The organism is Streptomyces sp. NBC_01352 (assembly GCF_036237295.1).
In the GTDB taxonomy this organism is placed as follows: domain Bacteria; phylum Actinomycetota; class Actinomycetes; order Streptomycetales; family Streptomycetaceae; genus Streptomyces; species Streptomyces plumbiresistens.
In genome coordinates this window covers 9,058,566-9,084,298 of record NZ_CP108354.1, presented here as the reverse complement: position 1 = coordinate 9,084,298, position 25,733 = coordinate 9,058,566, and the positions used below count along the sequence as shown (strand labels likewise).

The following is a 25,733-nucleotide window of genomic DNA, read 5'->3' as shown; positions in this document are numbered from 1 at the left end:
CGGCCGCTCGACCGGCAACGCGAAGGCGCCCCGCGGATCACTCCACGGGGCGCCACGTCACTGCCTTAGGGCCGTCAGTCCTCATCGGCGAGGATCAGGTACAGCCGCTTGCGGGCGTCGTTGATGACGGCGACCGCCTTCTCGCGCTGCTCCTTGCTGCCGGTCTTCCAGACCTGCCCGAAGGCCTCCATCAGACCGAAGCCGGCCTGGCGGATCTCGCCGAGGGCTTCCCAGTCGACGCCGCGGGAGGCTTCCTCCCAGGGCGCCTCGGCGCCTTCTTCGGCCGCGGTGCGGCCGGCGTCGGTGAGCGAGAACAGCTTCTTGCCGCCCTCCGTCGCACTGGCGATCAGCCCCTCGTCCTCCAGCAACTGGAGGGTGGGGTACACCGAGCCGGGACTGGGCTTCCAAGCCCCGCCACTGCGCTCGGCGATCTCCTGGATCATCTCGTACCCGTGCATGGGCCGGTCCTTCAGCAGGGCCAGGATCGACGCGCGCACGTCACCGCGCCGCGCCCTCCCCCGCGGTCCGCCTCGGCCCCGGGGCCCCCAGGGTCCCGGCCCGAAGCCCGGTCCGCCGAAGCCGGGACCGCCACCGGGGCCGCCCGGCCCGAAGGGCCCGAAGGCACCCCGCCGACCGTCTCCGCCTCGGCCGCCCTGACGACCGGCACCACCATGTCCACGTTCGAATCCGTGGGAACGCATCGCAATCACTCCATTCCATCGTTGATCTGTCGCGATGCCTCAACGATATATCGGAACAGTTCGCAAGACAAGCCCCTTCGGTTGCGACGGCCCGCCGCGGGCCCCTCAACTGGGGCCAACACTCCGGAATTGGCCTTGGCCCGCGCCTCTGGGCACCCCCTAGCGTCGGGGCATGCGGATACGAATCGTCGACGCCTTCACCGACCGGCCCTTCGCCGGCAACCCGGCCGGAGTCCTGCTCCTCGACGCCTTCCCGGGAGACCACCGGCTCCAGGACATCGCCCTGGAGGTCAACCACGCCGAGACGGCGTTCGCCCACCGGCTGCCCGAGGGCGGCGAGGCCGACTGGGCGCTGCGCTGGTTCACGCCCGCCGCCGAGGTCGACATGTGCGGCCACGCCACGCTCGCCACGGCGCACGTCCTGCACCGCAGCGGCGCCCACGAGGGCCCGATGCGCTTCGCCACCCGCAGCGGCGTGCTCATCGCGACGCCCCGCGAGGACGGCTCGATCACCCTGGACTTCCCGACGGCGCCGCTCACCGCGGTCGAGCTCCCGGACGGGGTGGCCGAGGCGCTCGGCGCCGAGCCGCTCACCGCCTTCGACACCGGCCCGAACATAGGCGACCTGCTCGTCGAGCTCCCGGACGAGAAGACGGTGCACGCCCTCACGCCCGACCACAAGGCCCTCGTCGCCCACTCGGAGCGCGGCATCATCGCCACCGCCCGCGCCGAGGACCCCACCCGCGGCTACGACTTCGTCTCCCGTTGCTTCTTCCCGCGCATCGGCATCGACGAGGACCCGGTCACCGGCAGCGCCCACACGGCCCTGGCCCCCTACTGGTCCGAGCGCCTCGGCCGCCCCGACCTCACCGGCCTGCAGGCCTCCCCGCGCTCCGGCCGCGTCCGTACGGAACTGCGCGGCGACCGCACCCTGCTGACCGGCCGCGCGGTGACGGTGATCGAGGGCGAGCTCCTGGCCTAGGCGGGTCCAGTGCGGCGTACGGCATGCTGCCGGTGGCTCACGCCGTCGGCAGCCAGCCCACCTTGCCGGCCAGCAGCGCGTAGCCCACGAACGCCCCGATGTCGAGCAGGGAATGCGCCACCACCAGGGGTCCCACGCGGCCCCAACGGCGGTACAGGTACACGAACACCACGCCCATCACCATGTTGCCGATGAAGCCGCCGATGCCCTGGTAGAGGTGGTACGAGCCGCGCAGTACGGAACTGGCCACCAGCGCGGTGCCGGGCGTCCAGCCCAACTGGCCGAGGCGGCGCAGCAGATACCCCACGACGATGACCTCTTCGAGGATCGCGTTCTGCATCGCGGACATGATCAGCACCGGGTACTTCCACCACACCTCGGGCAGCGCCTCGGGCACCACGGTGAGGTTGAAGCCGAGGCCACGCGCGGCCAGGTAGAAGGCGATCCCGGTGCTGCCGATCACCGCCGCGACCGCGGCCCCGCGACCGAGGTCCGGCCAGGGTCGGGTGCGGTCGAAGCCGAGGGTGCGCAGACCCTGGCCCTCACGCAGCAGGAAGTGCGCGACGAGCAGGACGGGCACGAGTGCCGAGGTGATCCCGAACAGCTGCCAGGCCAGATCCAGCCAGGGACGGCCGGGCGCGGCCGACGCGTTGAGGGTGGCCGCCTGATCCTTGAGACCCCCCGGTTTGGTGACCGATCCGACAAAGCTGATCAGGGCGGACACACCACTCGCACCGAGCGAAAGCCCCAGAACGAGCAGGGTCTCGTCCCGGAGGATCCGTCGCGACGGCCGCTCCCCAGGAAAAGAATCGGCCACCGAGCCCGCCTCCGACTGCACACCCGCCTCCAGTTGAGTAATCGCGCCGCATCCCCACAGCCGCGCCGCTAGGGTCTCGAAAGAAGTTACGAAGATCGTGCGCGACAGGCCGTCGGGGGGCGGACACCGTACGGGGCGTACCTCCCCTTTTGCATGCCATACGGCCGAATTCCGGCACGGGACTCAACAGGGAGGGGCACCACCGTCATGGGACGTCACAGCTTGCCCGATCAGTATGGGGCGGGCGGCAGCGACCCCCGTCCACGCGCGCGCCGCCGTACGGTCGCCCTGGCCACGGGCCTCGTCCTGACCGTCGCCGGCGGCACGGCGGCCGCCGTCCAGAGCGGCTTGCTCTCCTTCGGCGACTCCTGCCAGGAGAACCCGGTACGGCTGAAGCTCGCCGCCTCCCCGGACCTGGCGCCCGCCCTCACGGCCGCGGCGGAGCGGGCCCGGGACGACGACCTGACCTCCGACGGACGCTGCGTCGCCGTCGCGGTGACCGCGCGCGACGCGTACAAGGTCACGGACGCTCTGCGGGCCGGCGACCGGACCGACGTACAGGTGTGGGTGCCGGACTCGGACCTGTGGGTCCAGCGGCTCAAGGCGGACGGCGGGGCGCCCAAGGTGTCCCCCGTGGGCAAGGTCGCCTCCACGCCGGTGGGGGTGGCGATGGTGCCGGCGGCGGCGAAGTCGCTGGGATGGCCGAAGAAGACGTACGACTGGATCGAGCTGGCCGGCGCGACCCTTCAGGACGACTCGCCCAGGCTGGGGGCGGCCGACCCCGCGCGCAGTGCGACCGGCCTGCTCGCGCTCACCCGGCTGAGCACCGCGGCCTCCGCGGCCGAGGGCGGTCAGACACAGGCCGCGGCCATGATGAAGGCGCTCTCGCAGCGCACCTCCGACAGCGACGGGCAGGTCCTGGACACGCTGCCGCGCGACTCCTCCGGGGCCGAGCAGGGCAACCCGAAGCGCAACCAGGCGCTGATCGTGTCCGAGCAGGCCGCGTTCGCCCACAACGCGTCGGCCGACAGCGGCGGCGGCCTGGACTTCTTCCACCCCGAGGACGGTTCACCCCGGCTCGACTACCCGTACACGCTGGTCGACGAAGGGTTGACGACCGACCAGAGCCGGGCCGCGATCCGGTTCATGACCTACCTGCGGCAGCCGGAGCAGCTGCGGCTGCTGGAGCGGCACGGCTTTAGGACCTCGGACGAAGCGGTGTCGAAGAAGCTGGTCGAGGGAGCAGGCGGCAGCACCGCGCAGCCGTACGAGGAGCCCGCCGCCGAGCCGGCCTCCCAGGTCGCGCTCCAGGAGGCGCTCGGCACGTGGACGATCACGGTGCAGAGCGCCCGGCTCACCACGGTCGTGGACGCCTCCGCCTCCATGTCGGACACCGTGCCGGGCACGGACCGGTCGCGGATGGACGTCACGAAGGCATCCCTGCTGCAGGCCCTCGCCACGTTCACGCCCGAGGACGAGATCGGGCTGTGGGACTTCTCCACGAAGCTGGACGGCGACAGGGACTACCGCGTCCTCGTACCGACCGAGCGCCTCGGCGACCGGGCGGGCACCGGCACCCAGCGGGAGCGGCTCTCGGCGGCGTTCAGCGGCCTGACGCCGGTGCCGGACGGCGCCACCGGCCTGTACGACACCACGCTCGCCGCGTACAAGGCGGCGACGTCCTCCTACGTCAAGGGGAAGTTCAACGCGCTGGTCGTGCTCACCGACGGGGTGAACCAGGACCCCGGCAGCATCTCGCGCGCCGAGCTCATCACCCAGCTGGAGAGGCTCACCAACCCCGAGCGACCGGCCCCCCTCATCATGATCGCCGTCGGGCCCGACGCCGACCGCGCGGAGGCCCGGCAGATCGCCGCGGTGACCGGCGGCTCAGGGCACGAGGTCAGCGACCCGTCCCAGATCCACTCGGTGATCCTGAAGGCGATCGTGGCGGCGGGGGCGCAGGGCGCCGGCTGAGGGCCCCGCTCGCTCAGCCCAGCAGCACCGGCTCCGGCAATCCCACCGGCCAGGTGTGCACCGGCTCGCCCTTGTGCATCAGTTCGCGGTACCGCCGGGTCGTCGCGGCCAGCGCGGCCTCCCGGGACAGGCCGGTCTCCAGGGCCCGGTGGAAGGTCGCGGACTGCCAGGACGCGCCGTTGACCCGGCGCCGGCACCGCTCCTCGATGACGCCGAGGTAGAAGTCCCGGTCGGCGGGTTCGACACCCCACGCGTCCAGGCCGGCCTCGGCCAGCGGCAGCAGTTCGTCGCGTACGAGGCTGACGGCGTCGACCTCGGTGGTGCCGCCGTACCGGCCGCGCCGGGGCCAGACGAGGCGGGCGTCGATGCCGTACCGGCACGCGGCGTCGAAGTTGGCGGCGGCCGCCTCGAACGGCAGCCGGCTCCACACCGGCCGCGACTCCTCGGCGAGGGCGCGGACGACGCCGTAGTAGAAGGCCGCGTTGGCGATGACGTCGGTGATGGTGGGGCCGGCGGGCAGCACGCGGTTCTCGACGCGCAGGTGCGGGACGCCGTCGGCGATGCCGTAGACCGGGCGGTTCCAGCGGTAGACGGTGCCGTTGTGCAGGACGAGCTCGGCGAGCTTCGGGATGCCGCCCGCGTCGAGGACCTCCAGGGGGTCCTCCTCGTCGCAGATGGGCAGCAGGGCCGGGTAGTAGCGCAGGTTCTCCTCGAAGAGGTCGTAGGCGGAGGAGATCCACCGCTCGCCGAACCAGGTGCGTGGGCGCACTCCCTGGGCCTGGAGTTCGGGCGGGCGGGTGTCGGTGGACTGCTGGAACAGCGGCGGCCGGGACTCGCGCCACAGCTCGCGGCCGAACAGGAACGGCGAGTTGGCCCCGACGGCTATCTGGGCGGCGGCGACGGCCTGGGCGGCGTTCCACACGTCGGCGAAGCGGCCCGGGGTGACCTGGAGGTGGAGCTGCACCGAGGTGCAGGCCGCTTCGGGCGCGATCGACTTCGAGGTGCAGCGCAGACGCTCCACACCGTCGATGTCGAGCGCGAAGTCCTCGCCGCGGGCGGCGACGATCTGCTCGTTGAGCAGGGCGTAGCGGTCGACGTCGGAGAGGTTGGAGGAGACCAGGTCGTCCCGGTCGAGGGTCGGCAGAATGCCGATCATCACGATTCCCGCGTCGAGCTCGCCCGCTTTCCGGTCGGCATATGCCAGCGAGGTGCGGAGTTCCTCCGCGAGGCGATCGAATACCCGCCCACCCAGCCGATGTGGGGCAATGTTGACTTCCAGATTGAACATGGCGAGTTCTGTTTGGAAATCTCGACTTGCGATGCGCTCGAGGACCTGCGCATTGAGCATTCTCGGCATACCGTCGGCGCCGGTGAGATTCAGTTCGATCTCCAGCCCCATGAGATTCTTCGGACGGTCGAACCGCTTCTCGGCCAGGAGTCGCTCCAGCCCCGTCAGGTTCCGCCGGAGCTTGTCGCGATAGCGCTGGCGATCGGAGAGGTCGAACTGACCTGCCGCGACCTTCTCCCCCATCGAAGCGTCCCTCCTCGCGTGGGCGGGCCGGGGACCGGCCGCCGGTGTCCGGGTCACGTGGGATGATGCCCAGCCGAGACGATCGATAACGTCCCGGCCGGACCCTGCAGCCGCTACGCTGTCGGACATGACCGGCGGCACATTCGCCGGGCATGGTGCACTGTGCAGATTCGAGTGCCCCAAGGAACTCGTGAAAAACGCCGACAAGAATGGGCCGTCCGCCCTTCGGCTGTTTTCCGAGGTCATCGCCGCGCGGCCCGCCCGGAATCGGGATGATTCCCGCGAATCGCCGACCGAATGGACTCTTGTTCTCCTCACCGGAAACGGCTAGACGAAACACCGTCTGAACATGAGTCGTATAAACTCCGCGAACAAGGCAGAAGGCTGGCGCCCGCGGCCCTCGATCCAGCCGCCAGGTGACGTACGGCAGGCCTCGCGTACATCCCTGGTCACGCGGACCACGGCCCCCGCCTCTCTGACCACGTGAGCTGACAGCGCCGTCCGCCCAGCCCTCCCTCGCGCCACTGTGCCTGTCGAACGAGAGGCGACCCACCATGCCGCTGCATGTCCCACCGGCTCCCGCGCCCGCACTTCGCTCCGTCCTCACCGCGCTCGGTTCTCCCACCGCGGTCCGCGAGGCCCGAACTCCCTCCTTGCTGCGCGCCCAGGGCCCCGTCACGCCGGAACTCCCCCTGCCGGTACACGTCCTGGACGGCGTCGACGCCTCGGGCGTCCCCGTCACCCGACTGTCCGGCTGGCGCTTCCTGATCCGCTGCGGCGACCGTGCGGTGGCCGCGGCGGAGACCATGCTGACCCCCGACGGCTGGGCGTTCTCCCACTTCTTCGAGGGTCCCTACATCGCCTCCACCGAACTCGCGCTGCGCCAGGCGGAGACCATGACGCAGCCCTGCCAGCCGCGCCTGCTGTCGATCCCCCGTCTCTACATGCTCACCCTCTGGCTGCACGGCGACTGCGCCGCGGACGGTGCCGCCGGCCGGCCCGCCGGCACCGACCTGCTCGTCCCGCTGGCGCCGGCACCGCCCGGTATCGCCGCGCACCGTCCGCACCGGGTGGCCGACCTGCTGCCCGTGCTCACCCATCGGGCGACTCCGGCACCGCTGTTGAGCTCACCGGCCTGACGTTCTCAGCAGCGCTCCGACAGCGCTCAGCAGCGCGATCCTCGTACCCCGTTCCCGAATTCCGGGTGGCGGGGTACGACGCTGTATTCGGCGCCCTTACGCTCGTACGGAGATTCCCGCCGCCGCGCGCGGATTCCCGCCGGCCGTTTCGCTCGTACGAGCACTTTATGGCTCGTACGAGCCGGACATGGCCTCCTACCCGTCCGGACTAGCCCCATCCGACCACCGCGAACCATCCGAAGTGACAGTGCAGTTGGAATGAACCGTCCGCGCGGGTGATGCGTCATGAACCTGTGAGAAGCGGTGCTGCGAAATACCTGCGGATTGACGTCCGTGGGGCAACACTGGGTTCCGTCCGACTTATCACAACGGGGGCCGGCCATGAACGACGCTTCAAGCCGCGGGACAGACACGACATCCATCCCACCCAGCACGACAGAGCGAAAGATCCCACCCATGTGCCAGCACCAGACACCGTGTCCGACAGCCGACTCCCCCGACCGGGAATCCGCGCGCCTCGTGGCGCACCACCCGGAACAGGGATGGAGCCTGCTGTGCAACGGCGTTCTGCTCTTCGAGGACACCGGTGAGCTCCTGCCGGACGGACGGGTCATCGCCCCGCACCGCCCGCTGGCCACCGCCCAGGTGATGACCGCCGCCTGAGGCGCCACCGGGCGGCCCACCACACCGCCCGGAGTATCTGAGGGGCCGGCTCGCAGCGCCGACTGCGCACCGGCCCCGACGCATGTCCGAGGGCGGTCACTCCCTGTAGCCCCCCGTGTCGGATGCGACCCCTCGTATGTCATGCGGTCCCTCGGACCTTCCGGGCGTGGCCTCTTCCCACGACGACCCGCTTTCCGGAAGACTCCTGGAAGTTTCGAAGGTCAGAAGGTCAGTCGGGTACGGAGGTGGGGAATTGGCAGCACGCGAGGCCGACGCCGAGACGGCGCCCGAGCCCGGGGGCAAGGTCACGATCACGGAGATCGCCCGGCGGGCCGGGGTCTCGGTGCCGACCGTGTCCCGGGTCGTCAACGGCCGGTCCGACGTCTCGCCGAAGACCCGGGCCCGGGTCGAGGACCTGCTGCAACGGCACGGCTACCGCAAGCGGCCCGCGGCCCCCGGCACCCGCGCCGCCCTGCTCGACCTCGTCTTCAACGACCTCGACAGCCCCTGGGCGGTGGAGATCATCCGGGGCGTGGAGGAGGTCGCCCACGCGGCCGGCGTGGGCACGGTCGTGTCGGCGATCCACGGACGCACGGGCGACGCCCGCGAATGGATGCGCAACCTGCGGGCGCGCGCCTCCGACGGCGTCATCCTGGTCACCTCGCTGCTGGAGCCGGTGCTGCACGACGAACTGCGCATCCTCGGCGTCCCGCTGGTGGTCGTCGACCCGGCGGGCTCGCCCGCCCTCGACGTCCCCACGATCGGCGCCGCCAACTGGGCGGGCGGCATGGCGGCCACCGAGCACCTGCTGTCGCTGGGCCACCGCAGAATCGGCCTGATCGCGGGCCCGCCCCGACTGCTGTGCTCCCGGGCCCGCTTCGACGGCTACCGCGCGGCCCTGGAGGGCGCCGGCCTCGCGCTGGACGACTCCCTTGTCGCGCCCGGCGACTTCCACCCGGAATCCGGCTTCGCCGGCTGCAACACCCTCCTCGACCTCCCCGAACCGCCGACCGCCGTGTTCGCGGCCAGCGACCAGATGGCACTCGGCGCGATCGAGGCACTGCGCCGGCGCGGTCTGCGCGTCCCGGAGGACATGAGCGTGGTCGGTTTCGACGACCTTCCGGAAGTCCGCTGGTCGGCCCCGCCCCTCACCACGATCCGCCAGCCCCTCGCCGAGATGGGCAAGCTGGCCGTCCGCACGGTCCTGCGCCTGGCCCGCGACGAACAGCCGGACTCCCCGCGGGTCGAACTGGGCACGGACCTGGTGGTGAGGGCGAGCACGGCACCGCCGGCCTAGGCACGGGCGTTCCCGGGCACCCCCCTCGCGGGTGCCCGGGAACGGGGTGTCGCTCCGGCGCCCCCTCGCGGACGCCGGAGCGACGGGGGCCTACTTCAACGCCTCCCGGATCGCGAAGTAGGCGGGCTTCGGGGCCAGTTGCTCGTCCCACGGCAGCGCCGCGCCCTCGCCCTCGAAGAAGGCGGGGATCCAGGAGTACTTGTCCGTGTAGTCCCAGAGAGTGATTCCGACACAGCGGCGCACCGCGAGGCAGGCATCGGTCAGGTCCCGGTACCACTCGGCCTGCGTGGCCAGCTTCGTCTCGTCCGCGGGCAGGTACATGCGGACGTCGACCTCGGTGAGGGCGGTGTCCAGGCCGAGCCGGGAGAAGCGGCGGAGGTTGTCCTCCAGCGTGGTCGGATAGCCGTACTGGAGTGCCAGGTGGGCCTGGAGGCCGAAGCCGTGGAGCGGCACGCCCTGGGCCTTGAGCTCCTTGGCCAGCTTGTAGTAGGCGTCGCTCTTCGGGCCGATGGTCTCGACGTTGTAGTCGTTGAGGTAGAGCTTGGCCTTCGGGTCGGCCTGGTGGGCCCAGCGCAGCGCGTCGGCGATGTAGCCGGGGCCGAGCGTCTTGTAGAAGATCGTCTCGCGGTAGGTGCCGTCCTCGTTGAACGCCTCGTTGACGACGTCCCAGGCGTAGATCTTCCCCTTGTAGTGCCGGACCTCCGCCTGGATGTGCTTCTTCAGTACGGCCCTCAGCTCGGTGGCCGTCCAGTCGCGGCCGGTGAGCCAGTCGGGCAGCTGGCTGTGCCAGACCAGCGTGTGGCCGCGCACCTTCTGGTGGTTGGCACGGGCGAGGTTCACGATCTCGTCGCCCTTGGACCAGTCGAAGACCCCCTGCTGGGGCTCGGTGGCGTACCACTTCATGCCGTTGCCGGGCGTGATCTGGTCGAACTCGCTGCCGAGGATCGCCTTGTACGGTTCGTCGACGAGCTCGGGATTGTCGGTGGCGCTCCCGTAGTACCGGCCGTGCTTCTGGGCCAGGTCGGCCAGGGTCTGAGGCTTTCCTTCCGCCTGGGCGGTCGGGCCGGTGGCGATCCCCGCGCCGACCAGGACGGCGGCGAGCGCGCCGGCGAGTCTGAGCCGAGTACGGGAGCGGGTGGTCGTAATACGCATGGTGCGACTCCTCACGTGCAGTTGAGTGGGTGAGCCGTACGTTCGCCGGCGCGGGTCATCCCTTCGTCGCGCCGGCGGTGAGGCCGCCGACGAGCTGGCGTTCGGCGACCGAGTAGAAGGCGAGGGCGGGGACCATGGCGAGCACCAGGTAGGCGAAGACCTTGGCGGTGTCCGCGGAGTACTGGCCCTGGAACTGCTGGACGCCGATCGGGATGGTCCACCAGGTGGACTCGGTGAACACCAGCAGCGGCAGGAAGAAGTTGTTCCAGCTGGTGACGACGGCGAGGACGGACACCGTGCCGAGCGCCGGCCGCGCCATGGGCAGCAGCACCCGCCAGAAGAACCCGAAGGGGGTGCACCCGTCGAGTGTGGCCGCCTCCTCCAACTCCCCCGGGATCTGCCGGAAGAAGCCGCGCAGGATGATGATCGTCATCGGCAGTCCGAACGCGGCCTGCGGGAGGATCACACCGAGCGGGTTGTCCAGCAGGCCCATGGAGCGCAGCAGCAGGAACAGCGGCAAGGCCGCCACCGCGAAGGGGAACATCAGCCCCATCGTGAACAGGGTGAACAGCACTTCCCGCCCGCGGAAGGCGAACCGGGCGAAGGAGAACGCGGCGAGCGCCGAGGCCGCGACGACGATGACGGTCGTCCCCACCGCGATCAGCGTGCTGCTGCCGAGCAACTGCCAGAAGGCGCCCGAGCCGAGGATGTCGGTGTAGTTGGAGATCACCCACGAGTCGGGCAGCCCGATGGGGTTGCGGGAGAGCTCGTCGGTGGTCTTGAAGCCGGAGACCATCGCGTAGATCAGCGGCACGACCATCACCGCGCCGACGACGACGAGAACGACGTGCACCGGCAGTGACCTGCTACGGGATTTCTGAGCGGCCCTCGCTGTCTGAGCAGCCGTTGCTTTCTCCGTGATCGTCACTTCCCGCCTCCTCTCATCGTCGTGGTCGCTCCTTCGAGGTCGCGGCGGAGCACGAACCGCTGGTAGGCGAGGGCGAAGACGAGGCTGATGCCGAACATGACCACGCTGATCGCGCTGGCGTAGCCGACCTGGTAGCGCTTGAAGCCGTACTGGAACATGGTCACGGCCATGGTCTCGGAGTGGTGGTCGGGACCGCCCGCGGTGGTCACCCACACCAGGTCGAAGAGCTGGATGGAGCCGATGACGGACAGGAAGACGCTGATCCGCAACGTCGGCGCGAGCAGCGGCAGGGTGACGTTGCGGAACCGCTGCCAGGCGTTGGCGCCGTCGATGAGCGCCGCCTCGGTCAACTCACGGGGGATGGACTGGAGTCCGGCCAGGTAGAGCATCATGTGGAAGCCGAAGTACTTCCAGGTCATGACGAGGAAGAGGGTCGCCATGACGGTGGAGGGATCGGCGAACCACTCCCCGCCCAGCCCGTCCAGGCCGATCCCGCCCAGCAGCCGGTCGGCGAGTCCGTCGTCCGGCGCGAAGATCATGCTGAACAGCACACCGGTGATGGCCTCGGACAGCACGTACGGCGCGAAGAACAGCATCCGGTACACCGCCCGGCCGCGCACCTTCTGGTTGAGCAGGACGGCCATCGCGAGCGCGAACGGCAGTTGGAGGGCGAGCGACAGCAGGACCAGGACGAGGCAGCGCCACAGGTCACCGAGGAAGACCGGGTCGTCGAAGAGCCTGGTGAAGTTGTCGACGCCGATGTAGTCGGAGGGCATGCCGAAGCCGCCCCAGCGGAAGAACGCGGCGTACAGGGCGAACAGGATCGGCAGCAGCACCAGGACGCCGAACAGCACCAGGGCCGGCAGCTGGAAGCCGACCGCGGTGAACCAGTTGAGCGTGCGGCGCCGGGCCCGCCCCCGGGCCTTGCCTGTGGCCGGGGGCGGGACGTCGGTGTCGGGGCCGGTTCGCTTGTCCGGAAGGAACGTGGAGGTCATCGCCGGCTACTGCTCTTCCTTCGCGACCTTGGTGATCGACTCGCTGACCTGCTCGGGGGACTTGGAGCCGGCGATGAGCGCCGCGACGCTGTCGTTGACCTCCTGGCCGAGAGCGGGTGCGTACGCCTGGTCGAGGTAGAGCTGGAAGCCGGTGGCGCCCTTCAGCTGCGCCTGTACGGCCTTGATGTTGGGGTCGGCGATGGCGCTCTCGGCGCTCGGGACCACCGGGAGGACGCCGGTCTTCTTGACGAGTTCCAGGTCGGTGGCCTCGGAGGCGAAGAACTTCAGGAAGTCGACGGCGGCCTGCGGCGCACCCTGGCGCAGCGCGTGTCCGCCGCCCCCGCCGAACACCTCGGTGATGGCGCCCTTGCCGCCCTCGACCGCGGGGAACGGGAAGAAGCCGAGGTCGTCCTCGAGTCCCTTGCCGGCGTCCGCCTGGACGACCGGCGCCCACTGGCCCATGAGTTCCATCGCGGCCTTGCCGTTGCCGACCGCGGCGGCCTGTCCGGTGGGGGTGGAGTAGGCGGCGCCGAGGAAGCCCTTCTGGAACGGCTGGAGGTCGACCAGGTCCTTCAGGTGCTGCCCGGCCTGGACGAACTCGGCGCTGCTGAAGTCCTTGTCGTCGTTGGCCTTCTGCAGGGCGTCGGCGCCCGCGGTGCGCATCGCGAGGTAGGCCCAGTAGTACATGCCGGGCCACTTCTCCTTGCCCGCGAGGGCGAGGGGGGTGATGCCCTTGGCCTTCAACTTGCCCACGGCGTCGAGGAAGCCGCTCCAGGTGGTGGGGGGCGTGCTGATGCCGGCCTGCTTGAACAGCGCCTTGTTGTACCAGAAGCCGATCATGCCGATGTCGAACGGGATGCCGTAGGCCTTCTCGTCGAGCAGGTACGGCTCCTTCGCGACCGACAGCAGCCCGTCGGCCCACGGCTTGGTGCGGTCCGTGAGGTCCTCGACCAGCCCCGCGTCGACCTGCTGCTTCAGGACGCCGCCGCCCCAGGTGTGGAAGATGTCCGGGAGCTTCCCGGAGGCGGTCAGCGCCGTCATCTTCGACTTGTAGGCGTCGTTCTCCAGCTGGACGATCTTTACCTTGACCTTGGGGTTCTGGGCCTCGAACTTCTTGGCCAGTGCGGCCCAGACACTCTTCGTGGGCTCGGTGGTGGAGATGTTCCACCACTCGATCGTGGTCGTTCCGGACGAGCCTCCGTCCGAGTCGCCGCCGCAGCCGCTCAGTGCCGTCATGCTCAGCCCGGCCGCGGCGGACGCCGCCAGGAAGCCGCGTCGGGACAGTGCCGGGTCACCCATGTTGCGCTCCTTGGGTACGGGACGGCGCGTCCACGCCTGTCCGCTGGACCGAAAGTTTCGGAGTTGATCCAGAAAGGTTCGTTGTTGCCGCACCCTAGAGACAGCTCCCAAACGGTGGCAACCCCTTGTACGCGGGGAATGTTGAAGGAAGTCGCCCTCGACTTGTTCCGGAAAGCCGCTGCTTCAGGAGCCCGACGGCGTGTAGGCGAACCAGTCGAAGGACGCGCTGCCCTCGGTGACGTACATGCCGATCACCCGGCCGGTGAAGCCGCCGGCGACCTCTGTGGACAGGTAGCGGCCGTCGAGTTCGGCCAGCGGTTCACCGCCTTCGACCGAGAGGACGACCGTGTCGGGACCGCCGGGCCTGACTCCCGGGGCCTGTTCCCGGGAGCTCGTGACGGTCGGCGGCACGGGGGAGGTCGTACGCACCTCGACGACCAGTGTGACCGGCCCCGACGGCACGGCCCGGCGGGCGAGACACTGCCGTACCGGACCGATCCGGGCGACGACACTCACCTCTCCCCCGGCGACCTCGACGTCGTAGTGGTGGGCCTCGTCCAGGCGAACGGACAGGCCCGCGCGGGCGTTTCCCGGGTCCAGACGGGCCGTCACCCGGCACTGAGGGTGCTGCTGGCGGCGTCCGACGAAGGTGTGGCCCGGCCGGTCGAGGCTGTCCCCCGTCGCGTGCAGGGTCAGCCACCCCGGCCGCTCGCTCAGCGACCAGGTCCCCTCGGGCCTGCGGCGCGGGGAGATCCAGTACGGCGCCAGGTGTCCGGCGTCGAAGTCGTCCCGCTCCGGGGCGAGTTCGAGGGGGTGCCAGGCGGCCGGCGCCGGATGGCGTTCGCGCACCGGGCCGACGCGGGGCCAGCCGTCCACCCACTCCACCGGGGTCAGGAACGTCTCCCGGCCCAGCACGTGGAAGGCCGGGAAGAAGCCGCGGGGGCGGGTGGCCAGCAGCATCATCCACCAGCTGCCGTCGGGCGCTTGGACCAGGTCGGCGTGGCCGGTGGACTGGACGGGCAGGTCGGTGCCGCTGTGGGAGAGCACCGGGTTGGCCGGCGCCGGCTCGTAGGGGCCGCGCGGGTCGCGGGCGCGGGCGATCGAGACACTGTGGCCGTGCGCGGTGCCACCCTCGGCCAGCATGAGGTACCACCAGTCGCCGATCCGGTAGAGGTGCGGCGCCTCGGGATGCTGCAGTCCCGTCCCGGACCAGACCGGCACCGGCCCCTCCAGCACCTTGCCCGTCACCGGGTCGATGCGCGCGACCCGGACACCGGAGACCGCGCACCAGCAGTTTCCGTCGTCGTCCCAGGCCAGGTCGGGGTCGATCCCCGGCAGGTCGATCCACACAGGGTCGGACCACGGCCCTTCGGCACGGTCGGCGGTGACAAGGAGGGTGCCGTCGCCGGAGACGTTCGTGGTGATCATGTAGAAGCGGCCGTCGTGGTGGCGGAGCGTCGGGGCGTAGATCCCGCCGGAGGCCACCGTGTCGTCGGGCAGCTCCAACTGCCCGGGCCGGTCGAGGACGTTGCCGATCTGGCGCCAGTGCACGAGGTCACGGCTGTGGAAGAGCGGGACACCGGGGAAGTACTCGAAGCTCGAGCACACGAGGTAGTAGTCCTCGCCGACACGGCACACACTGGGATCGGGATGAAAGCCACCGATCACTGGATTGTCGTACGTCCGCATGCGCGTCAGTCCCTTCGAGCGTCGCGGTGGGGGCGAAACTTTCGGATGATCTGGCGAACGTTACGGAGCTGCACTGTAAGTGGACTCCGAGAGACGGGCAAGACGGCGAGCACGCCGACCGGTGCCGAGCAGCGGCCGCGGAACACCTCCCGCGAGTGCCCGATACGTGCGGCGGCCCCGGACGCGGGGAGGCGCACCGGGGCTCACGCCGTCCGGTGAGGGATTTCTGACGGATGGTCGGCGGGCCATCGCGACGAGCTTGCCGCCCGCCTGCGTACGACACCCCGCATGACGCCCTGGATCCCGCTGGAGGAGACAGCCCCGGCGACAGGATTCGGCCGCCGGGGTCCCTTGCGGCAGCTGCCGTAAGGCCGGAACGGCAGGCGGCAGCTCACCGCGTCGCAATGACACTGAGTGTCCGCCGTGGCCGAAGGGCCATCCCCTCCCCATACGGCCCTAACCGCCCCGAAAGGCTTCCCCGGCTCCTCCCTGATGCGTCACTGACCTGCCCATGGCCAGTCTTAACGGAAGCTTGACGCGCTCAGCCCCCGCATCCGTGGGCCCCGGCATCACTCTCCGCTTACGCTGATCGCGCCGTACGCGTGATGGCCGGATCCACACGCTGAGCCGTACCTCAGGAGCACGCCCGATGGCCACCACCGAACACCCCCCGCCCAGCCGCGTGCGCTCCTGGATGCTGGAAGGCCTGTCCGACATGGGCAAGGGCGGCGGCCCTCAAGGCCCGCACGCCACACCGGAACCCGCGCACAAGGGGCAACGCTGGTGGCGGGTCATGTGTCTGACCGGCGTCGACTACTTCTCGACCCTCGGCTACCAGCCGGGCATCGCGGCCCTCGCGGCCGGCCTGCTCTCCCCCGTGGCAACCATCGTGCTCGTGATCGTCACCCTCGCCGGCGCCCTGCCCGTGTACCGGCGCGTGGCCGAGGAGAGCCCCCGGGGCGAGGGCTCGATCGCGATGCTGGAACGGCTGCTGTCCTTCTGGAAGGGCAAGCTGTTCGTCCTGACACTGCTCGGCTTCGCCGCGACCGACTTCCTGATCACCATCACCCTGTCGGCGGCGGACGCCTCAACTCACCTGATCGAGAACCCGCACCTCACCGGCGTCCTGCACGACAAGCAGCTGATCGTCACTCTGATCCTCGTGGCGCTGCTCGGCGCGGTGTTCCTCAAGGGCTTCCTGGAGGCGATCGGCATCGCGGTCGTCCTGGTCGGCGTCTACCTCACCCTGAACCTCGTCGTCGTGGTCGTCGGCCTGTGGCACGTCATCACGGCCGGCCACGTGATCACCGACTGGTCCAGCGCCCTCACCGCCGAACACGGCAACGTCTTCGCCATGGTCGGTGTGGCCCTGCTGGTCTTCCCCAAGCTCGCCCTCGGTCTCTCCGGCTTCGAGACCGGCGTCGCGGTCATGCCGCACGTCCAGGGCGACCCGGGCGACACGGACGAGCAGCCGACCGGCCGGATCCGCGACACGAAGAAGCTGCTCACCACCGCCGCCCTGATCATGAGCGTCTTCCTGATCGCCACGAGCTTCATCACCACGCTGCTGATCCCGGAGAAGGAGTTCGAGTCGGGCGGCCAGGCCAACGGACGCGCACTGGCGTACCTCGCACACGACTATCTGGGCAGCACCTTCGGCACGGTCTACGACGTCTCGACCATCGCCATCCTCTGGTTCGCCGGAGCCTCCGCGATGGCCGGCCTGCTGAACCTGATGCCCCGCTACCTGCCCCGCTACGGCATGGCCCCGCACTGGGCCCGCGCGGTACGCCCGATGGTCATCGTCTTCACCCTGATCGGCTTCCTGGTCACCTGGATCTTCGACGCCGACGTCGACGCGCAGGGCGGCGCCTACGCCACCGGCGTCCTGGTCCTCATCTCCTCGGCGGCCATCGCGGTGACGATCGCCGCCCGCAAGGCCGGGCAGCGGAACTGGACCATCGCCTTCGCGGTCATCTCGGCCGTCTTCCTCTACACGACCGTCCTGAACGTCATCGAGCGCCCCGACGGTGTGAAGATCGGCGCCTGCTTCATCGCCGGCATCATCCTGGTCTCCCTGCTCTCCCGACTGGCCCGCGCCTTCGAGCTGCGCGTGACCAGCGTGACGCTCGACGACATGGCGGAACGTTTCATCCGGGACATGGCCAGCCGCAAGATCCGGTTCATCGCCAACGAGCCCGACCAGCGGGACAAGGCCGAGTACCGGGAGAAGATCGAGCAGATCCGGGAGGACAACGACATCCCCGGGGAGGACTTCGTCTTCGTCGAGGTCACGGTCCTGGACCCCTCCGAGTTCGAGGCGGGTCTGACCGTGCGCGGCGAGGTCCTGCACGACCGCTACCGCGTCCTGACCCTGGAGTCCTCCTCCATCCCGAACGCCCTGGCCGCCCTGCTCCTCCACGTCCGCGACTCGACCGGCTGCACCCCGCACATCTACTTCGAGTGGACCGAGGGCAGCCCCTTCGCCAACTTCCTGCGCTTCTTCCTCTTCGGCCAGGGCGAGGTCGCCCCGGTGACCCGGGAGGTCCTGCGCGAGGCGGAACCGGACCGGCCGCGCCGGCCGCGCGTCCACACCGGCTGAGCTCCGACGCGGCCGCTTCCGGACGCGGCTACCTGCCGAACAGGCGCCGCGGCGGACGCACCACGACCTGCCCGAAGCTCAGCTCGCCGGCCACCTCCACGCGCAGCACCACCGGAGTGTCCGACTCGGCCACCCGCCGTGCCTTGACCTGGGCGTAGTGCGTCACCAGGGAGTCGGTGTCCACCACGACGCCCGGCCGGGTCACGATCCGCAGGGCACCGCCCCGCATGTCGAGGTCGATGCGCAGGCTGTCGTACGTGATCAGGGCCTCGGTGAAGTCGAGTGTCACCTCGCCCCACTCGGAATGGACCTCCATCCGCCGCGGCACCGCCCAGGCCCCGTCACGCCGCGCGGAGGCGCCCTTCTGCTCGATCCGGACGACTTCCTTGGCCTCGACCGCCGACCCGCCCACCGCGCCCCCGTCCAGGGTTGTCGGCAGGTCCACCGTCAGGACGGCCAACTCGCCCATCGTGCGCGCCGTCAGGGCCGCCTCCAGGCGCTCGTCGAGCTCCTCGGCGGTCAACCGGCCGTCTCCCGCGGCGACACGCAGTACGTCCACGACCCGGTCCCGGTCCGCGTGCGAGGCCCTCAGCTCGGGCGACGGCGCACCGGTACGCGTCAGCTCATCCGACATACCCTCACTCCGATCCACGGCGACGACTAAAGCTATATCGCGTTACACCCCAGGGCCAACCCCGCATCCGCGGCTGCCTGTTCGCGGCCTATCGTGACCCGCATGCAGTCCTACACGATCGGCCAGGCAGCAAGACTGCTCGGCGTGAGCCCCGACACCGCGCGCCGCTGGGCGGACGCGGGCCGGGTGGCGACCCACCGCGACGACAGCGGGCGGCGGCTCGTCGACGGCCGGGACCTGGCCGCGTTCTCGGTGGAGCTGGCCAAAGCCGGCAGCACCGACGAGGACACGCCGTACACCTCGGCCCGCAACGCCTTCCCCGGCATCGTCACCGCGATCAAGCTCGGCGATGTCGCCGCCCAGGTCGAGATCCAGGCCGGCCCGCACCGGCTCGTCTCCCTGCTGACCCGCGAAGCCGTCGAGGAACTCGGCCTGGAGGTCGGCATGGAGGCGACGGCCCGCGTGAAGTCGACGAACGTACATATCGACCGCGTATGACGCGCTCGCCGTCACGACTTCCGTAGAAACGCACATGCGTGCCCTGTACGCGATCCACCCCCGCTCATGCGATGTACCAGCTGACTTATGCCTTGCACATGCGGAAGTATGATCGGTCGCACCGGAAGGGTCCGTCGGGCTCTTCGCCAGGCAGACCGAGGGAGTGGACGCGAGATGACCCGTTCCGTGCGCCGGATCCGACGGACCCGCTGGACCGGCCGGGGCCTCCGGACCCGACGGACCCTCCTGTCCCTGCGGGCTCCCCTGCGGGCGCTCGGCGCGGGAGCCGCCGCGCTGCTGGTGCTGAGCGGGTGCTCGTCCTCCGACACGGATTCCGACGCCGACAAGTCCGGCTCCTCGGCGAACCTCTCCGGCACGGTGACGGTCTTCGCCGCGGCCTCCCTCCAGGAGAGCTTCACGACCCTGGGCAAGGAGTTCGAGAAGCAGCACCCGGGCACAAAGGTCACCTTCAGCTTCGCCGGCAGCGACAGCCTCGCCGCGAGCATCACGGGCGGCGCCCCGGCCGACGTCTTCGCCGCCGCGAGCCCCACGACCATGGCGCTCGTGACGGACGAGAAGGACGCGGTCGGCACCCCCGCCACCTTCGTCCGCAACCAGCTGGAGATCGCCACGCTGCCGGGCAACCCCGACAAGGTCTCCTCCCTCAAGGACCTCACCAGGTCCGGCCTGAAGGTGGTCCTGTGCGACAAGACGGTGCCGTGCGGCTCGGCCGCCGAGAAGGCCCTCCAGGCCAGCAATCTCCGGCTCACCCCCGTCTCGTACGAGCAGGACGTCAAGAGCGCCCTGACGAAGGTCGAGCTGAAGGAGGCAGACGCCGCCGTCGTCTACAAGACCGATGTGAAGGCGGCGGGTGACAAGGTGGAGGGCGTGGACTTCCCCGAGTCGGCAAAGGCCATCAACGACTACCCGATCGCCCTCCTCAAGAACGCCCCCAACCCGAGCGCGGCCAAGGCCTTCATCGAGCTGGTGCAGTCCGCGCAGGGCCAGAAGGTCCTGACCGAGGCCGGATTCCTCAAGCCATGACCGGACCCGACAAGGCCGGGGCCGTCACCCTGGAAAGCGGACGGCGGCAGCGTCGGCGTCGGCGTCTTCGGACAGGATCCGCCCGAGGCGTGCCCCTGCCCCTCCTCCTCCCCGCCCTGGCAGGCCTGGCGTTCCTGCTCCTCCCCCTGCTCGCCCTGCTCGTACGAGCTCCATGGCGCAGCCTCCCCGAGCAGCTGACCAGCGCCCAGGTCTGGGAGGCCCTCCGCCTGTCCCTGGTGTGCGCCACGGCGGCGACCGCGCTGAGCCTCGTCATCGGCGTCCCGCTGGCCTGGCTGCTGGCCCGCGCCGACTTCCCCGGCCGCGGCCTGGTCCGCGCCCTGGTGACCCTGCCCCTCGTCCTGCCCCCGGTGGTCGGCGGCGTGGCACTGCTGCTCGCCCTCGGCCGCAACGGAGTGGTCGGGCAGTGGCTGGACTCCTGGTTCGGGATCACCCTCCCCTTCACCACGGCCGGCGTGATCCTGGCGGAGACCTTCGTGGCGATGCCGTTCCTCGTCATCAGCGTCGAGGGCACCCTGCGCGCCGCCGACCCGCGCTACGAGGAAGCGGCCACCACCCTCGGCGCCTCCCGCTTCACCGCGTTCCGCCGAGTCACGCTGCCACTGATCATGCCCGGCATCGCCGCGGGCTCGGTCCTGGCCTGGGCCCGGGCCCTGGGCGAGTTCGGAGCGACGATCACCTTCGCGGGCAACTTCCCCGGCCGAACCCAGACCATGCCGCTCGCGGTGTACCTGGCCCTCCAGAACGACCCTGCAGCCGCGATCGCCCTCAGCCTGGTCCTCCTGGCAGTGTCGATCGCGGTCCTGGCGGGCCTCCGGGACCGCTGGATGACAACATCATGACCCCCGTCCACACGCCCCACCCGCCCCCGTCAAGCCGCGAGCACTCGTCCCACGCCCACCACCCACCCCCACCCACCCCGTCAAGCTGCGGGCAGTCGTGCCGCTGGGGCGGCACGGGTGGGCGCAGGCGGCACCCCGTCAGCGCCGGGCTGCGCGACCCGCCCCCGCCCAGCACCAACGCGGTCCACGCAACGAATGTACGGGGCCCCCACTGCCCCGCGCTCCACCCCCGCAGCCCGCACTGCCCCGCACTACAACACCCCCCGGCCGCCACAGCCAACCCCCCTACAGGACACACACCCCATGACCGACCTCGACGACACGACACCCGACGCCACCGCCGAACACACCCGCGGTGAAGGCCTCGACGCCCACCTCGTCGTCGACCACGACACCTTCCGCCTCGACATCACCCTCACCGCCGCCCCCGGCGACGTCCTCGCCCTCCTCGGCCCGAACGGCGCCGGCAAGACCACCGCCCTGCGCGCACTCGCCGGCCTCACCCCACTCACCGACGGCCACCTGCGCCTGGACGGCACCGAGTTGGACCGCACTCCCCCCGAATCCCGCCCCGTAGGCGTCGTCTTCCAGGACTACCTGCTCTTCCCCCACCTGTCCGCCCTCGACAACGTGGCCTTCGGCCCGCGCTGCCAGGGCGCGACCAAGACCGAGGCCCGCGCGCAGGCCGCCGACTGGCTGGACCGCATGGGCCTCGCCGACCACGCCGGCGCCAAGCCCCGCCGTATCTCCGGCGGCCAGGCCCAGCGCGTCGCCCTGGCCCGCGCACTGGCCACCCGCCCCCGCCTGCTCCTCCTGGACGAACCCCTGGCAGCCCTGGACGCCCGCACCCGCCTGGAGGTACGCGCCCAACTCCGCCGCCACCTCGCCGAGTTCGAGGCCGTTGCCGTCCTGGTCACGCACGACCCGCTGGACGCCATGGTGCTGGCCGACCGGCTGGTGGTCGTCGAGCACGGCCAGGTGGTCCAAGAGGGCACACCGGCCGACATCGCCCGCCACCCCCGTACGGACTACATCGCACAACTGGTCGGCCTGAACCTCTACAAGGGCCAAGCCGAGGGCCACACGGTCCGTCTCGACGCCGGCCCCGCCATCACCACCACGGAGGACCTCACGGGACCGGTCTTCGTCGCGTTCCCCCCGGGCGCCGTGACCCTCTACCGGGACCGCCCCACCGGCTCCAGCGCCCGCAACCTCTGGCGCTGCGAAGTGGCCGGCCTGGAGACCCACGGCGACCAGATCCGCGCCGACCTCGCCGGCGAACTCCCCCTGGCCGCCGACCTCACGACGGTCGCCGCGGCCGAACTCGACCTGCACCCCGGCGCACCGGTCTGGGCAACGGTCAAGGCGACCCAGACGCACGCATACCCGGCATAAGACCCGCAGCCGACTACGGTGGGGACCCCCGACTTCCCCAGCCCCACGCTCCCCACCCGCAGACACTCCCCCACCCTCAGCGAGGCCTTCTCCATGAGCCTGAGCATCCGCAACCAGCTCCCCGGCACCGTCACCTCCGTCTCCCCCGGCGAAGTCATGGCCACGGTCAGGATCCGCCTCACCGGCGGCAGCGACCTCACCGCGGCCATCACCCGGGAAGCCACCGAGGAACTCGGCCTCGCCACGGGTTCCGCCGTACGCGCCCTGGTGAAGTCGACGGAGGTGTCCCTCGCCACCGCCCGGGTCGACGGCGTGTCCATCCGCAACCAGCTCCCGGGTACCGTCCGGGACATCGCGACCGGCGGCGCGATGGCCTCCGTCAAGGTCGCCCTCGAGGGCGGCGACCTGACCGCCGTGATCACCAGGGACGCCGTCACGGACCTCGGCCTGGCCCCCGGCGCTTCGGTCGTCGCCCTGATCAAGTCGACCGAGGTCTCCATCGCGACGTCATGACGCTATGACATAAAAGGGCCCCGCCCGACGAACAGCCGGACGGAGCCCTCACCACGTACTGCAGGTCAGTCCTCGTACGCATCCAACGGCGGGCAGGAGCAGACCAGGTTCCGGTCCCCGAAGGCCTGGTCGATACGGCGCACCGGCGGCCAGTACTTGTCCGCGACCGACACCCCGGCCGGGAAGACGGCTTCCTCGCGCGTGTAGGCGTGCTCCCACTCCCCGCCCAGCGCGCCGGCGGTGTGCGGCGCGTTCCGCAGCGGGTTGTCGTCCACGGGCCACTCGCCCTTTCCGACCTTCTCGATCTCCGCACGAATGGCGATCATCGTCTCGCAGAACCGGTCGAGCTCGGTCAGGTCCTCGGACTCGGTCGGCTCGATCATCAGCGTGCCGGCCACCGGGAAGGACATGGTCGGCGCGTGGAACCCGTAGTCGATGAGCCGCTTGGCGACGTCGTCGACGCTCACGCCGGTCGCCTTGGTCAGCGGCCGCAGGTCGATGATGCACTCGTGCGCGACCAGCCCGCCGGGACCGGTGTAGAGCACCGGGTAGTGCGGCTCCAGCCGCTTGGCGATGTAGTTCGCGGAGAGCACCGCCACCTGCGTGGCCCGCTTGAGGCCCTCACCGCCCATGAGCCGGACGTACGCCCACGAGATCGGCAGGATCCCCGCGGAGCCCCAGGGCGCGGCCGAGATCGGCCCGACCCCCGTCTCCGGACCGGCCGCGGGCTGCAGCGGGTGGTTCGGCAGGTACGGCGCCAGGTGCGCGCGCACACCCACCGGGCCGACACCCGGACCACCGCCGCCGTGCGGGATGCAGAAGGTCTTGTGCAGGTTCAGGTGGGAGACGTCCCCGCCGAAGTGCCCCGGCTTGGCCAGCCCCACCAGCGCGTTGAGGTTGGCGCCGTCGACGTACACCTGCCCGCCCGCCTCGTGCACCTGCGCGCAGATGTCGGCGACGTGCTCCTCGAACACCCCGTGTGTCGACGGGTACGTGATCATCAGCACCGACAGCTCGTCCCGGTGCTGCTCGATCTTCGCCCGCAGGTCCTCGACGTCGATCTCGCCGTCCTCGGCGGTCTTCACGACGACGACCTTCATCCCGGCCATGACGGCACTGGCGGCGTTGGTGCCGTGCGCCGACGACGGAATCAGGCACACGGTCCGCTGCTCGTCACCGTTGGCCCGGTGATACCCGCGTACGGCGAGCAGTCCGGCCAGCTCGCCCTGCGACCCGGCGTTGGGCTGCAGCGACACGTTGTCGTAGCCGGTGACCTCGGCGAGTCGATCCTCCAGCTCACGGATGAGCGTGAGATAGCCCTGCGCCTGCTCGGCGGGCGCGAAGGGGTGCAGCTGCCCGAACTCCGGCCAGGTGACCGGCTCCATCTCGACGGTCGCGTTGAGCTTCATGGTGCAGGAGCCCAGCGGGATCATCCCGCGGTCGAGCGCGTAGTCACGGTCGGCGAGCCGGCGCAGGTAGCGCAGCATCGCGGTCTCGGAGCGGTGCTGGTGGAACACGGGGTGCGTCAGGTAGTCGTCGGACCGCAGCAGCGCGCCCGGAAGCGTCTCCTCGGCCACGGCGTCGAGCCCCTCGATGTCACCGTCGACCCCGAAGGCGTTCCATACGGCGCCCAGTTGGGCCCGCAGCGTGGTCTCGTCGCAGGCCATGGACACGTGGTCGGCGTCCACGAGCCGCAGGTTGACGCCGTTCCCGCGTGCCGCGGCGACGATCTGGGCGGCCCGTGCGGGCACCCGGACGGTCAGCGTGTCGAAGTAGGAACCGTGCACGACCTCGACCCCGCCGGCCGTCAGCCCGGCGGCGAGGACCGTGGCGTACCGGTGGGTGCGCCGCGCGATGGTCTTCAGGCCCTCGGGCCCGTGGTAGACGGCGTACATGCCGGCCATCACGGCGAGCAGCACCTGCGCGGTGCAGATGTTGCTGGTCGCCTTCTCCCGGCGGATGTGCTGCTCACGCGTCTGCAGGGCGAGCCGGTACGCCTTGTTCCCGTCGGCGTCCACGGACACCCCCACGAGCCGCCCGGGCAGGCTGCGCGCGAACTTCTCGCGCACCGCCATGTATCCGGCGTGCGGCCCGCCGAAGCCCATCGGCACACCGAAGCGCTGCGTCGTACCGACCGCGATGTCCGCACCGAGTTCACCCGGGGACTTCAGCAGCGTGAGCGCGAGCAGATCGGCGGCGACGGTCACGAGCGCGCCGAGCTCGTGCGCCTGCTCGATGACCGGCTTGATGTCGCGTACGGCACCGGAGGCGCCCGGGTACTGGAGCAGCACACCGTTGATCTCACGCCCGGCGATCTCGGCCGGAATGCCGTCACTGAGGTCGGCGACGACGACCTCCACGCCGGTCGGCTCGGCGCGGGTCTGGATCACGGCGATGGTCTGCGGCAGTGTGTCCGCGTCGACCAGGAAGAGGCCCTTCTTGTTCTTGCCCATGCGCCGGGACAGCGCCAGTGCCTCGGCGGCCGCGGTGCCTTCGTCGAGCAGCGAGGCACCGGAGGTCGGCAGCCCGGTGAGGTCGGCGACCATCGTCTGGAAGTTCAGCAGGGCTTCGAGCCGCCCCTGGGAGATCTCGGGCTGGTACGGCGTGTAGGCCGTGTACCAGGCCGGATTCTCCATCACATTGCGCAGGATGACGGGCGGCGTGAACGTCCCGTAGTACCCGAGCCCGATCATGGAGTCGAGAACCTGGTTCCGGTCGGCCAGCGACCGCAGCTCGGCCAGCACCTCGGCCTCGGTGCGCGCGCCCGGCAGCTCCAGCGCGTCGGCGTTCTTGATCACATCCGGGACCGCGGCGGCGGTGAGCTCGTCGAGCGAGCCGTATCCGACCTGCGCGAGCATCTTGGCCCGCGCTTCCTGGTCGGGCCCGATGTGGCGCTGTTCGAAGGGGATTCCCTGCTCGAGCTCGGAGAGCGGAATGCGATGGGCGGTCATTACGGAGGCCTCCTGGTCTCACGACCTTCGAGGGTCACCACGGCGCGGGTACCCGGACGGCCTCCCCCT

Annotated in this window: 22 protein-coding genes; 12 read left to right on the top strand and 10 right to left on the bottom strand. The window is 70.5% G+C overall.

Annotation, left to right across the window (positions count from 1 at the left end; genetic code table 11):
• Positions 1 to 74: 74 nt before the first annotated feature.
• On the bottom strand, positions 75 to 701 hold the full coding sequence (locus OG252_RS41665; RefSeq protein WP_266443424.1) for a PadR family transcriptional regulator: 627 nt from the start codon (positions 699 to 701) through the stop codon (positions 75 to 77).
• A 172-nt stretch (positions 702 to 873) separates the two neighbouring features.
• On the opposite strand from OG252_RS41665, the gene OG252_RS41660 reads away from it, so the two are divergent.
• Positions 874 to 1,683 carry a PhzF family phenazine biosynthesis protein gene (locus tag OG252_RS41660; RefSeq protein WP_329342689.1) on the top strand — a complete coding sequence of 270 codons (810 nt, stop codon included), beginning with the start codon at positions 874 to 876 and terminating at the stop codon, positions 1,681 to 1,683.
• Between the two features lie 37 nt (positions 1,684 to 1,720).
• Here the strand turns inward: OG252_RS41660 and OG252_RS41655 are convergent, their stop codons facing one another.
• On the bottom strand, positions 1,721 to 2,521 hold the full coding sequence (locus OG252_RS41655) for a CPBP family intramembrane glutamic endopeptidase (protein ID WP_266443419.1): 801 nt from the start codon (positions 2,519 to 2,521) through the stop codon (positions 1,721 to 1,723).
• 186 nt (positions 2,522 to 2,707) lie between these two features.
• On the opposite strand from OG252_RS41655, the gene OG252_RS41650 reads away from it, so the two are divergent.
• The gene (locus OG252_RS41650) at positions 2,708 to 4,474 is read left to right on the top strand and encodes a substrate-binding and VWA domain-containing protein (RefSeq protein WP_329342687.1); all 1,767 of its coding nucleotides are present in this window, start codon (positions 2,708 to 2,710) and stop codon (positions 4,472 to 4,474) included.
• A gap of 13 nt (positions 4,475 to 4,487) precedes the next feature.
• Here the strand turns inward: OG252_RS41650 and OG252_RS41645 are convergent, their stop codons facing one another.
• Positions 4,488 to 6,005, bottom strand: coding sequence for a glutamate-cysteine ligase family protein (locus tag OG252_RS41645; RefSeq protein ID WP_329342685.1), 1,518 nt, complete (start codon positions 6,003 to 6,005; stop codon positions 4,488 to 4,490).
• Positions 6,006 to 6,132: 127 nt separating this feature from the next.
• On the opposite strand from OG252_RS41645, the gene OG252_RS41640 reads away from it, so the two are divergent.
• The 4 genes from OG252_RS41640 to OG252_RS41625 all read left to right on the top strand — a co-directional run bounded on the left by OG252_RS41640 (position 6,133) and on the right by OG252_RS41625 (position 9,104).
• Positions 6,133 to 6,336 (top strand): hypothetical protein, encoded by a 204-nt coding sequence (locus OG252_RS41640; protein ID WP_329342683.1) that lies wholly within the window; start codon positions 6,133 to 6,135, stop codon positions 6,334 to 6,336.
• 223 nt (positions 6,337 to 6,559) lie between these two features.
• Positions 6,560 to 7,144 carry a hypothetical protein gene (locus OG252_RS41635; RefSeq protein ID WP_266443406.1) on the top strand — a complete coding sequence of 195 codons (585 nt, stop codon included), beginning with the start codon at positions 6,560 to 6,562 and terminating at the stop codon, positions 7,142 to 7,144.
• Between the two features lie 456 nt (positions 7,145 to 7,600).
• Positions 7,601 to 7,807, top strand: a complete 207-nt coding sequence (locus tag OG252_RS41630; protein WP_307673347.1) for a DUF5999 family protein — start codon at positions 7,601 to 7,603, stop codon at positions 7,805 to 7,807.
• A gap of 253 nt (positions 7,808 to 8,060) precedes the next feature.
• Positions 8,061 to 9,104: a LacI family DNA-binding transcriptional regulator gene (locus OG252_RS41625; RefSeq protein WP_266443402.1), complete on the top strand. Its 1,044-nt coding sequence runs from the start codon at positions 8,061 to 8,063 to the stop codon at positions 9,102 to 9,104.
• Between the two features lie 90 nt (positions 9,105 to 9,194).
• Here the strand turns inward: OG252_RS41625 and OG252_RS41620 are convergent, their stop codons facing one another.
• The 5 genes from OG252_RS41620 to OG252_RS41600 form a co-directional block, all read right to left on the bottom strand.
• A complete protein-coding gene (locus OG252_RS41620) occupies positions 9,195 to 10,256 on the bottom strand; it encodes an endo-1,4-beta-xylanase (protein ID WP_329342678.1) in 1,062 nt (353 codons plus the stop codon).
• Positions 10,257 to 10,311: 55 nt separating this feature from the next.
• Positions 10,312 to 11,076: a carbohydrate ABC transporter permease gene (locus OG252_RS41615; RefSeq protein ID WP_266448765.1), complete on the bottom strand. Its 765-nt coding sequence runs from the start codon at positions 11,074 to 11,076 to the stop codon at positions 10,312 to 10,314.
• Between the two features lie 104 nt (positions 11,077 to 11,180).
• Positions 11,181 to 12,179, bottom strand: coding sequence for a carbohydrate ABC transporter permease (locus OG252_RS41610; protein ID WP_329342676.1), 999 nt, complete (start codon positions 12,177 to 12,179; stop codon positions 11,181 to 11,183).
• Positions 12,180 to 12,185: 6 nt separating this feature from the next.
• On the bottom strand, positions 12,186 to 13,478 hold the full coding sequence (locus OG252_RS41605) for an extracellular solute-binding protein (protein WP_266443394.1): 1,293 nt from the start codon (positions 13,476 to 13,478) through the stop codon (positions 12,186 to 12,188).
• A gap of 183 nt (positions 13,479 to 13,661) precedes the next feature.
• Entirely contained in the window at positions 13,662 to 15,167 is a 1,506-nt protein-coding gene (locus OG252_RS41600; protein ID WP_329342672.1) for a glycoside hydrolase family 43 protein, read from the bottom strand.
• Between the two features lie 649 nt (positions 15,168 to 15,816).
• Between OG252_RS41600 and OG252_RS41595 the strand changes: the two genes are divergently transcribed.
• Entirely contained in the window at positions 15,817 to 17,769 is a 1,953-nt protein-coding gene (locus tag OG252_RS41595; protein ID WP_329342670.1) for an amino acid transporter, read from the top strand.
• A gap of 28 nt (positions 17,770 to 17,797) precedes the next feature.
• Here the strand turns inward: OG252_RS41595 and OG252_RS41590 are convergent, their stop codons facing one another.
• The gene (locus tag OG252_RS41590) at positions 17,798 to 18,403 is read right to left on the bottom strand and encodes a DUF1707 SHOCT-like domain-containing protein (protein WP_329342668.1); all 606 of its coding nucleotides are present in this window, start codon (positions 18,401 to 18,403) and stop codon (positions 17,798 to 17,800) included.
• 102 nt (positions 18,404 to 18,505) lie between these two features.
• On the opposite strand from OG252_RS41590, the gene OG252_RS41585 reads away from it, so the two are divergent.
• From OG252_RS41585 to OG252_RS41565, 5 genes are all read left to right on the top strand, one after another.
• On the top strand, positions 18,506 to 18,901 hold the full coding sequence (locus OG252_RS41585) for a TOBE domain-containing protein (RefSeq protein WP_266443386.1): 396 nt from the start codon (positions 18,506 to 18,508) through the stop codon (positions 18,899 to 18,901).
• A 174-nt stretch (positions 18,902 to 19,075) separates the two neighbouring features.
• Positions 19,076 to 19,945: a molybdate ABC transporter substrate-binding protein gene (gene modA, locus OG252_RS41580; RefSeq protein ID WP_329342666.1), complete on the top strand. Its 870-nt coding sequence runs from the start codon at positions 19,076 to 19,078 to the stop codon at positions 19,943 to 19,945.
• Complete coding sequence (modB, locus tag OG252_RS41575) at positions 19,942 to 20,805, top strand: molybdate ABC transporter permease subunit (protein ID WP_329342664.1); 864 nt, start codon at positions 19,942 to 19,944, stop codon at positions 20,803 to 20,805. Before modA ends, modB begins: the two co-directional genes overlap by 4 nt.
• 303 nt (positions 20,806 to 21,108) lie before the next feature.
• Positions 21,109 to 22,200 carry an ABC transporter ATP-binding protein gene (locus OG252_RS41570; RefSeq protein WP_329342662.1) on the top strand — a complete coding sequence of 364 codons (1,092 nt, stop codon included), beginning with the start codon at positions 21,109 to 21,111 and terminating at the stop codon, positions 22,198 to 22,200.
• A gap of 93 nt (positions 22,201 to 22,293) precedes the next feature.
• Positions 22,294 to 22,713 (top strand): TOBE domain-containing protein, encoded by a 420-nt coding sequence (locus OG252_RS41565; protein WP_329345333.1) that lies wholly within the window; start codon positions 22,294 to 22,296, stop codon positions 22,711 to 22,713.
• Positions 22,714 to 22,778: 65 nt separating this feature from the next.
• Here the strand turns inward: OG252_RS41565 and gcvP are convergent, their stop codons facing one another.
• On the bottom strand, positions 22,779 to 25,664 hold the full coding sequence (gene gcvP, locus OG252_RS41560) for an aminomethyl-transferring glycine dehydrogenase (RefSeq protein ID WP_329342660.1): 2,886 nt from the start codon (positions 25,662 to 25,664) through the stop codon (positions 22,779 to 22,781).
• Positions 25,665 to 25,733: the final 69 nt, after the last annotated feature.